General features: G+C 65.2%; 9 protein-coding genes. 7 read left to right on the top strand and 2 right to left on the bottom strand.

Annotated elements, in window-relative coordinates:
- Positions 1-214, bottom strand: a 214-nt coding sequence (locus VGV06_07375; protein HEV2054976.1) for a thiamine pyrophosphate-binding protein, incomplete at its 3' end; no start/stop codon positions are given.
- A gap of 112 nt (positions 215-326) precedes the next feature.
- Between VGV06_07375 and VGV06_07370 the strand changes: the two genes are divergently transcribed.
- The 7 genes from VGV06_07370 to VGV06_07340 all read left to right on the top strand — a co-directional run bounded on the left by VGV06_07370 (position 327) and on the right by VGV06_07340 (position 8,375).
- Positions 327-2,267: an acetate--CoA ligase gene (locus VGV06_07370; GenBank protein ID HEV2054975.1), complete on the top strand. Its 1,941-nt coding sequence runs from the start codon at positions 327-329 to the stop codon at positions 2,265-2,267.
- A gap of 255 nt (positions 2,268-2,522) precedes the next feature.
- A complete protein-coding gene (locus VGV06_07365; protein ID HEV2054974.1) occupies positions 2,523-3,137 on the top strand; it encodes a hypothetical protein in 615 nt (204 codons plus the stop codon).
- 192 nt (positions 3,138-3,329) lie between these two features.
- Positions 3,330-4,088: a serine protease gene (locus VGV06_07360; GenBank protein ID HEV2054973.1), complete on the top strand. Its 759-nt coding sequence runs from the start codon at positions 3,330-3,332 to the stop codon at positions 4,086-4,088.
- Positions 4,089-4,338: 250 nt separating this feature from the next.
- The gene (locus VGV06_07355; protein ID HEV2054972.1) at positions 4,339-5,301 is read left to right on the top strand and encodes an ABC transporter permease; all 963 of its coding nucleotides are present in this window, start codon (positions 4,339-4,341) and stop codon (positions 5,299-5,301) included.
- A 4-nt stretch (positions 5,302-5,305) separates the two neighbouring features.
- Positions 5,306-6,142 carry an ABC transporter permease gene (locus tag VGV06_07350; protein HEV2054971.1) on the top strand — a complete coding sequence of 279 codons (837 nt, stop codon included), beginning with the start codon at positions 5,306-5,308 and terminating at the stop codon, positions 6,140-6,142.
- A gap of 41 nt (positions 6,143-6,183) precedes the next feature.
- Positions 6,184-7,785: an ABC transporter substrate-binding protein gene (locus VGV06_07345; GenBank protein ID HEV2054970.1), complete on the top strand. Its 1,602-nt coding sequence runs from the start codon at positions 6,184-6,186 to the stop codon at positions 7,783-7,785.
- Positions 7,786-7,790: 5 nt separating this feature from the next.
- Positions 7,791-8,375, top strand: coding sequence for a DinB family protein (locus VGV06_07340; GenBank protein ID HEV2054969.1), 585 nt, complete (start codon positions 7,791-7,793; stop codon positions 8,373-8,375).
- 5 nt (positions 8,376-8,380) lie between these two features.
- Here the strand turns inward: VGV06_07340 and VGV06_07335 are convergent, their stop codons facing one another.
- Positions 8,381-9,292 (bottom strand): LLM class flavin-dependent oxidoreductase, encoded by a 912-nt coding sequence (locus tag VGV06_07335; protein HEV2054968.1) that lies wholly within the window; start codon positions 9,290-9,292, stop codon positions 8,381-8,383.
- Between the last annotated feature and the right edge of the window lie 14 nt (positions 9,293-9,306).

Below are 9,306 nucleotides of genomic sequence, written 5' to 3'. Positions count from 1 at the left end.
GCCCGTGCTGCATCGTAAAGACGCCGATCTTCTGCCCCGAGGTGACGCGGCTCACGGCATCGGCCATGTGCAGACCCGTGCGCTCCTGGCGTACGATGATGGTGCGGATGTCGGCCTGGGCGGCGGCCTCGATGATGGGGTTGACGGGATAGCCGATGAGGAACTTGACGCCTTCGCGCTTCAGGATCTCCGCGACAGCCGCGACCGCCTTCATGAGCGCTCTCCTTTAAATAGGGGGGTCCAGGTGACAACGCGGGACATGCTACCATGTCGCCGCCCTCGAATCCCTCTCCCTTCCAGGGAGAGGGCAGGGTGAGGGTGATCAAATGACTGACAGCGAGATCATCTGGCGCCCAACCCCCGAGGTCATCGAGCGCGCGCGCCTGACGAAGTTCATGCGCGCCCACGGGCTCGCCTCGCTGGACGCGCTCCAGCGGCGGAGCGTGGACGACCCAGAGTGGTACTGGGACGCCGTCTCGAAGGACTTGGGCTTCCGCTGGATGAAGCCCTACACCCGCGTGCTCGACACCTCGCGCGGGATCGCCTGGCCGCGCTGGTTCGAGGGCGGCCTCATGAATCTCTCCGACAACTGCGTGGACCGCCACGTGGACGCCGGCCGCGGCGAGCAGGCCGCCATCGTCTGGGAGGCGGAAGACGGCGAGGTCCGCACGTGGACCTACCGGGAGATGTCGCGCGACGTCAACCGCCTGGCCAATGTCCTCACGCGGCTCGGTGTCGGGGCGGGGGATTCCGTGGGGCTGTTCCTTCCGATGTCCGCCGAGGCGGCCATCGCGATCATGGCCATCTGCCGGATCGGCGCCATCTACTCGCCCTCGTTCTCCGGCTACGGCGCCCAGGCGGTCGCGGCGCGCCTGCAGGACTGCGACGCCAAGGTGCTGATCACCGCCGATGGTTTCCCGCGCCGCGGCCAGACGGTCAAGATGAAGGAGGTCGCCGACGAGGCGGCGACGCTGTCGCCATCGGTCAAGCACCTGCTCGTGCTCAAGCGCCTCGGCCGCGACGTGCCGTGGACGCCGGGGCGCGACGTGTGGTGGCACGAGGCGCTCGCGCACGAGTCGGCCGAGTGTCCGGCGCTGCCGGTGGACGCCGACAGGCCCTGCTGCATCACCTACACGTCGGGGACGACGGGCAAGCCCAAGGGCGTGGTGCTGACCCAGGGCGGGCTCCAGATGAAGATCGGCCACGATGCGGCCTACTTCTTCGACCTCGGCGCCGATGACCGCTTCTTCTGGCTCACCGACATGGGGTGGGTCATGGGCACGATCCTCATCCTGGGTGGGCTGACCAACGGCGCGACGCTGGTCCTCTTCGAAGGCACGCCCGACTATCCCAAGCCGGACAGGCTCTGGGCGGTCGCCGAGCGGCACCAGGTCACGGTCATGGGCCTGTCGCCGACGGCGGTGCGCGCGCTCATGCCTCACGGCACCGAGTGGCCGCGTGCCCACGATCTCTCGCGGCTTCGCATCTTCGGCTCGACGGGGGAGCCGTGGAATCCCGAGCCCTACCGCTGGGTCTTCGAGCACGTCGGGGGCGGCAGGGTGCCCATCATTAACTACTCCGGCGGCACGGAGATCTCGGGCGGCATCCTGACGTCCTTCCCGATCGCGCCCATCAAGCCCTGCTCATTCAACGGCCCCTGCCCGGGCATCGCCGCCGACGTCTTCGGCGAGGACGGCAAGCCGGTGCGCGGACAGGTGGGCGAGCTCGTCATCACCAGGCCCTTTCCCGGCATGACGGCGGGCTTCTGGAAGGACCCCGACCGCTACATCGAGACCTACTGGTCGCGCTGGCCGAATGTCTGGGTGCACGGCGACTGGGCCTATATCGATGAGGACGGTTTCTGGTTCGTCACGGGCCGCTCCGACGACACGCTGAAGATCGCGGGCAAACGAGTCGGCCCGGCGGAGGTCGAGTCGGTGCTCGTGAGCCATCCGTCCGTCGCCGAAGCCGCGGCGGTCGGCGTGCCGCACAAGGTCAAGGGCGAAGCTGTGGTGTGCTTCGCGGTGCTGCGCCCGGATGCGAAGCCCAGCGAAGCCCTCCGCGCTGAGCTCTCGGATCTTATCGCCAGGCAAATGGGCAAGGCGCTCAAGCCCGAGCGCGTGCTCTTCGCCGCCGAGCTGCCCAAGACCCGCAGCGCCAAGATCATGCGCCGCGTGATCCGCGCCACCCATCTCGGCAAGGATCCCGGCGATCTCTCCTCCCTGGACAACCCGGGCGGCATCAAGGCCATCGCCGAGGCGAGCTAGGCTATGGTAAGCTAGGAACTCCGCAGGATAGACTGCAGCGCCTGGTGGCATATCCCTACCGCGGAGGGCCGGCCCACTCAGGCTCAACCTGCCGATTCGGAAGGGGGCCAGCCGGCCACTTGGGATCCCGATAGGCTGCAGGATCTCGCATGGGTTGCGGTATTACGCGGATCAGCCTATCCCGTACCCGAATTCTAGTTGGGCATTCACAGCTATGTCTCCGCACCGATCAGCAACCGATATCGATAGAAATTTATGGAAATGTGGAACAGCATCGATAGCCTCAAGTCGCTATCCCACACTTTGCTGTGGGCTACAATAATTTTCGCGATATTTGTCCCGTTAGCCACTGGCATTCGTTATTACGTTGACCGCCGAGCTAGTGAGTTGTCCTCCAAGGTCCAACTCGAGCGTGAGGCCGAACTGAAACTGCAACTGGACGCGGCCCAACGTGAGCAACAGGAAGCGCGCGAAAAACTTTCAAAAATAGAACAGAACGTAAAAGGTCGTCACCTGAGTTCTGAGCAAAGTGCCGCGCTAACAGTCATGGCTCGTAAATCCTGCCACTCACTCCCCATGGTTCATGTGACGGCAGCAAACAGCAACCACGAAGCTCAAGTGTATGCAACTGACTTTGTCAAAGCGCTGAAGGCGGCTGGTTGTGCGTCAGATTTGGCATTGCCAATCCCAGGCCTCACACCCGACGTCATTGGAGTTCATATCGGAGTGAGAGACACAAAAAATATTTCGCCAGCAGCCATTGAGCTATCAAAGATCCTCTCAGGCATTGGCGTCCAGTTCGGGACTAGCCCAATAAAGCCGGACTTCTTTCCTGAAGCTCAGTTTGTGTTGGTGATCGGGGGGAAGTAGCGGAATGAAATTGATCTCCAGCCAACCCATGCCCAACTCGGCAGTCAACCGGCCTGCGCGAAAAGCTGCGCAGGCCGGTTACTTCTGCGTTAGACGTCGCCGATCCAGTGGAGGCACCAACCTGTGCAAACCATGAGAGTGTTGCTTTCCAGTCTTCTTGGTGTCGTGGCATGCTCATCTGCCGGAGGTCCCATGGCGCAAGGCATGAACGTTCTTGAGCTGTCCCGGACTTCTGGCGTCATGCTTGTGAGCCAGTCGGGAAATTCGAAGGGCAGCGGTGCCTTCATTGGCGACCAGCACGTTCTGACATGCTTTCACGTCGTGGCGGCGTTGTCGGCTCAGGGTCCAACAGTCAACTGGACTCTCTATCCAGACCTTCAGGTGGTTCTGCCGTCTGGCGAAACGATCAGCGGCACCGTTGTATCCGTGCCCACCCAGGCCGATACGAGTCCGCTGCTTCAGGATTTCGCCTTTGTGAAGCTCAAGACCAAGCCGACAAAGAACTTCGCGAAGGTTGAGTTGGCATCCGACAAGGAGGTTTTGGCAGTCGGCGACGATGTTACTTTCTCGGGCTATCCTCTCGCGACACCTGGCATGGTCACCCATCACGGCATGGTTTCTGGTTTTGACGGTTCGTCGTCCCTCATCTTTATTCAGGCGTCGATCAACAAGGGTAACTCCGGTGGTGCTCTTCTGAACAGCGAAGGACACATGGTCGGGATCGTGAGCATGCGCGAGGGCGGCATTTCACAAGGCCTACGTGAGCTTCGCGTTTACATCGACAAAACTTCGTCGAGTGGCTCCGTGCGGATAATGGGCGTCGATCCCCTACAGGCGACGAGAGCCATCATTGAAACCCTCGACCAGTACATCAGCACTGGAATCGGTTATGCGCGTTCGATCAGATTTGCCCGGGAATATCTTGGGAATAACCCTGGGCTGCTCAAATGAAGGGCGCGACGCCTAACCAACGAATGGAGCCGACGCGACACTGAGCTGGAAAGTCGCGCGGCTCATTCGTGACGTTCGGCGGTACAGTCGGAATATTGGAGCCCGGAAAGCATCACTACCTACCGCCGCCCTATCTGCGAGGCTTCTCGGCGAACGGGACATCGATGTACTTCGGTGAGAGCCGATTGTCCCGGCCACGTGGGGCTCTTGACGCGGCTGACGCGCCGCCCGTAGCATACGGCCGCACCGCATGAGCACGTACATCATCCGCCGGATCCTGCTCTTCATTCCCGCCCTGATCGGGGCGTCCATGCTGATCTTCGTGCTGATGCGGCTGGTCCCGGGGGACATCGCCGAGATCCTCGTGTACCAGGCGGGCTCCGAGACGAGCGGCGTCCAGCAGAAGCAGATCCAGAAGATCCGCGAGGAGCTCGGCTTGAACCAGCCGGTGATGGTCCAGTATCTCTCGTGGATGGGCGGAGCGGTGCGCGGGGATTTCGGGAAGTCCTATGCGCAGCGCCGGCCGGTCTGGGACATCCTGCGCGAGCGCTTCCCGCGCTCCATGGAGCTGGCCATTCTCACGCTCGCCATCGCGGTGATCTGGGCCATCCCCCTCGGCGTGGTCTCCGCCGTCCATCAGAACGGCCCCCTCGACTACCTCGCGCGCATCGCGAGCCTGAGCGGCCTGAGCGTGCCGCTCTTCGTCACGGGGGCGCTGATCCTGTACGGGCTCGTCCGGGTCTTCCACTGGATCCCGCCGCTCGAGTTCGTGGCCTTCACCGAGGACCCGGTGGAGAACCTCAAGCAGCTGATCTGGCCGGCGCTGGCGCAGGCGTACTACATCAGCGCGCCCATCACGCGGCTCACGCGCTCGCAGATGCTCGAGGTGATCCGACAGGACTACGTGCGCACGGCGCGCGCCAAGGGTCTGTCGGAGCGCGCGGTGGTCTACCGCCACGCGCTCAGGAACTCGCTCCTGCCCGTGGTGACCTTCGTCGGCTGGTGGGGCGGCCGGCTTCTGGGCGGGCTCGTCATCATGGAGATCATCTTTGTCGTGCCGGGGATGGGGACGGCGCTCGTCCAGGCCGTGAGCCAGCGCGACTACCCGACCGTCCAGGCCATGGTCTTCGTCATGGCCGTGGTCTTCCTGGTCGTGAACCTCGTGGTGGATTTGCTCTACGTCTGGCTCGATCCACGGATCCACTATGCGTGAGGCGATGGCAGCGCTCGGTCACCTCCTCCGCCGCCAGCCGCTGGGCGCGGCCGGCGGGCTCATCGTTCTCGTGCTGATCGCGGTCGCCGTGCTGGCGCCACGGCTGGCGCCGCACGGCCCGAAGGACGCGAGCTTCTCGCCGTACCTGCCGCCGAGCGCGCAATTTCCCATGGGCACCGATCAGATCGGGCGCGACGTGCTGAGCCGCGTGATCTGGGGCGCGCGGTTGTCCCTCTACGTTGGGCTCGTGTCCGTCGTCTTCGGCATCACGGCGGGCTCGCTCTGGGGCGCCGTCACCGCCTACCTCGGCGGCGCCGCCGATACGGGCAGCCAGCGCGTCGTGGACAGCGTGATGGCCCTGCCGCCCATCATCCTGGCGCTCGCGCTGATGGCGGCGCTCGGCCAGTCGGTGAACAACGTCATCATCGCGCTCGTCGTCCTGCTGACGCCCACGGCGGCTCGTACCATCCGTTCCATCGCCCTCGGCATCATCGTCTCGCCGTACATGGAGTCGGCGCGCGCGGTCGGGGCCACGAACTGGCGCATCATCGCGCGGCACCTCATCCCCAACTGCATGGCCGGCTATATCGTCCTCGTCACGACCAATGTCTCCTACGCCATCGTGGTGGAAGCCTCCCTGAGCTTCATCGGAGCCGGAGCGCCGCCGGACGAGCCCTCGTGGGGCGGCATGATGACGGCCGGAATCCAGGCGCTCGAGACCGCGCCCTGGATGGTATTCTTTCCCGGACTGGCGATCAGCCTGGCCGTGTTCGGGCTGAACCTCTTTGGAGACTCGATTCGCGATGTCACCGACCCGCGACTGCGCGGGGGCCTCGGTTAGTAACGACGCAAAGGAGCCCGATCCCAAAAGGAGTTCGATAAATGACGACCTCGAAGACTCTCCGCCTCCTGGCTTCCCTCGCGCTGATCGCCGCGCTCGCCGCGCCCGCGGCGCAGGCGCAGGACAAGCCGCGTCCCGGCGGCATCCTCACGTGGTTCGACTACGGCGATCCGGGCCGCCTCGACGTTCACGCCGAGTCTCCCCTGGTCGTCCAGCAGGCGACGGCGGGCGTCTACAGCGGGCTCCTGCACTATGATCCCGATGATCCGGCCAAGATCGCCGGCGACCTGGCCGAGCGCTGGACGGTCTCGCCCGACGGGAAGACGTACACGTTTTACCTCCGAAAGGGCGTTACGTGGCACGACGGCCAGCCCTTCAGCGCGGCCGACGTCAAGGCCTCCTTCGACCGCATCCTCAGCAAGGACTTCCAGAGCCCGAAGTGCGGGGCCTCGCTCAAGCCCATGGTGGCCGCGGTCGAGATGGTCGACGCGAATACCGTCCAGTTCAGGCTCAAGTTCCCGGCCGCGCCGTTCCTGCCGTCGCTGGCCTCGGCCTGGTGTCGCGTGGCCGCGAAACACATCCTCGCGAAATACGGAGATCTCAACCAACCAGAAGCCCAGATCGGCACGGGGCCCTTCAAGTTCAAGAAGTACGAGCGCGGCAGCGTGATCGAGTGGGAGAAGAATCCGAATTACTTCATCCCGGGCCTGCCGTATGTGGACGGCGTCAAGCAGTTCATCCTCATCGGCGGGCCGACCCAGCTCGCCGCCGCGAAAGCCGGCAAGATCATGCTCTGGGATGCCTGGCCGCCGATGCGCAAGACGCAGGCCGACGAGCTGGGCCGGGCCCGCCAGGACGTGGACATCTACCAGGCCTCTATCAACACGATCTTTCTCATCTACCTGAACTCGCAGAAGCCGCCCTTCAACAACCCGGACCTGAGGCGAGCGGTCAACCTGGCGATCGACCGACAGGAGATGGTCGCCAAGGCTCTCGAAGGCGCGGGCGTGCCCTGCGGCATCCTCGATCCGAAGCTGTCCGGCGACTTCGCCCTGCCGCTCGAGGAGGTCAACAAGATCCCGGGCTGCCGCCAGCCGAAGGACGGAGACATCGCCGAGGCCAAGAAGCTCGTCGAGAAGCACTACCCGAACGGCGTGGACATCGAGGTCGCGGTGCGCTCCGTCGGCAACTACGTCGACCGTGCTCAGCTCGTCATCGCCCAGCTTCGCAAGGCCGGCATCCGCGGGACGCTCAAGACGCACGAGAGCGCGGCGGGCTACGCTGCCTGGGGCAAGGGCGACTTCACGCTCATCGCCAGCCAGGACCGGGCCATGGACGTCAATGATCCCTCGGGCGTCTTCCACATCGCCTACACGACCGAGGGCGGGAGCAACTACGGCCGCATGTCCGATCCGAAGATCGACGAGCTGGCGGAGCGCGGCTTGAAAGAGTCGAACAAGGACAAGCGCCGGCAGGCCTACTGGGAGCTCCAGCGCTACATCCTCACGCGTGGCGACACCGCCACGGTGGCCGTGGCATGGGTCGAGGGCTGGTTCTTCAAGGACAAGCGCCTGCAGAACTACAAGCCTGGGCTCACCACCTACGACAACAACACCTTCATGAAGGTGTGGATCAGCCCGTAGCCGGCATGGACGCCATCAGCTTCCTGCTGCTCCGCTACGGTGACCTCCACGGAAGCCTGATCGACGGGCTGTTTTCCCGGCTTCCCGAGCCGCACCTGCGCGGGCGGCCCCATCCGGGCGTCAACACCGTCGCGTGGCTTCTCTGGCACGCGGCGCGTATCGAGGACGTCGCGCTGAATCGTTTCCTGGCCGACCGGCCCCAGGTTCTCGATGCGGGATGGCTCGAAAGCCTCGGCGTGCCGCGACGCGACGTCGGCACGGGGATGAAGGACGCCGAGGTGGACGAGCTGAGCGCGCGCATCGACCTCCAAGCGCTCAAGGGCTACTGGGATGCGGTGACGACGCGGACGCTCGAGGTCATCGAGACGCTGCGCGGCAGCGACCTCGAGGCCCTCGTTCCGGCGGAGCGCGTCAGGAGCGTCGTCCTCACCGAGGGCGTCGTCGCCCCCGGCGCCGAATGGCTCACGGAGTTTTGGGCCGGTGGGAGGAGCCGCGCATGGGTCCTCGTCCAGACGGCGCTCCTGCATCCCAACGGCCACTACTACGAGGCGCGCGTCGCGGCCGGCCTCTGGGGCGCCCGCAGCCCCTGACCAGGCTAGGTGTTCTGGAACGCCTTGCGCACGTCGGCCAGGCGGGCGAGGGAGCCCAGGACCTTGGGGTGGTCGTCGGTGAGGTGGCGGACGATGATGTCGGTGTAACCGAGCGGCTCGAGGGCGCGGAACTTCTCCACGACCTGCTCCACCGAGCCCCAGCAGAGCGCCTTCGGGTCGAAGCCGCGATACCCCGCCTTGACCATGGCCTGGCCCGTCGCCTCGGCCTCGGCCGCTGACTCTCCGACGTAGATATCCCGCCTGATCGCCACCGCCGCCGGCTTCTTCCCGTACCTGGCGCAGCCGTCCAGGTACCAGGCCGCCTGCTCGCGGGCCTGGTCGATGGTGAGGCCGGGCGAGGCGAGCCAGCCGTCGGCGATGCGCGCCGCGCGGTCGATGGAGACTCGCGCGCTGGCGCCGATCCAGTACTCGACGGGCTCGGCGGGGCGCGGCGTCACCCGCGCGTTCTCGACGACGAAGCGTCCCTGCGATGAGATGGTCTCGCCCGCGAGAAGCTTCTTCACGAGGGCGAAGGACTCTTCGAAGGCCGAGGGGCGCTGCTTGATGTTGGCGCCCATCGCGAGAAACTGCGCCTCGTCGGCGCCGAGCCCGCACTGGAAGATGAAGCGGCCGTGCGCGATGGCGGCCAGCGTGCCGACCTGCTCGGCGACTAGCACGGGATTCCAGAGCGGCAGGAGGAACAGGCAGCCCGCGGCCTTTTCGTCCCACTCGGCGAGGAGCCGCCCGAGCATCGGCACGTTTTGGTAATAGGGCTTGGGGACGGCGTGGTGGTCGCCAAGGAAGAGCGAGTCGAGGCCCGCGTGCCGCGCGGCCTGGGCCCGCTCGATCATCCAGCGCGCGCCTTCGCGCGGGTCCGTGACGTCGTGGTGGCTCGTCAGCGAGATGCCGACTCTCATCCTGTGTTCTCCCG

Source organism: Candidatus Methylomirabilota bacterium (assembly GCA_035936835.1).
Classification (GTDB): Bacteria; Methylomirabilota; Methylomirabilia; order Rokubacteriales; family CSP1-6; genus AR37.
Note: the sequence above shows the minus strand (reverse complement) of the source record. Positions and strands in the feature narration are given on the sequence as shown.

What these genes read in the sequence shown, in the direction of transcription:
- VGV06_07370 (HEV2054975.1), top strand. Translation starts at nt 327, where the DNA reads ATGACTGACAGCGAGATCATCTGGCGCCCAACCCCCGAGGTCATCGAG.
- VGV06_07365 (HEV2054974.1), top strand. Translation starts at nt 2,523, where the DNA reads ATGGAAATGTGGAACAGCATCGATAGCCTCAAGTCGCTATCCCACACT.
- VGV06_07360 (HEV2054973.1), top strand. Translation starts at nt 3,330, where the DNA reads ATGGCGCAAGGCATGAACGTTCTTGAGCTGTCCCGGACTTCTGGCGTC.
- VGV06_07355 (HEV2054972.1), top strand. Translation starts at nt 4,339, where the DNA reads ATGAGCACGTACATCATCCGCCGGATCCTGCTCTTCATTCCCGCCCTG.
- VGV06_07350 (HEV2054971.1), top strand. Translation starts at nt 5,306, where the DNA reads ATGGCAGCGCTCGGTCACCTCCTCCGCCGCCAGCCGCTGGGCGCGGCC.
- VGV06_07345 (HEV2054970.1), top strand. Translation starts at nt 6,184, where the DNA reads ATGACGACCTCGAAGACTCTCCGCCTCCTGGCTTCCCTCGCGCTGATC.
- VGV06_07340 (HEV2054969.1), top strand. Translation starts at nt 7,791, where the DNA reads ATGGACGCCATCAGCTTCCTGCTGCTCCGCTACGGTGACCTCCACGGA.
- VGV06_07335 (HEV2054968.1), bottom strand. Translation starts at nt 9,292, where the DNA reads ATGAGAGTCGGCATCTCGCTGACGAGCCACCACGACGTCACGGACCCG.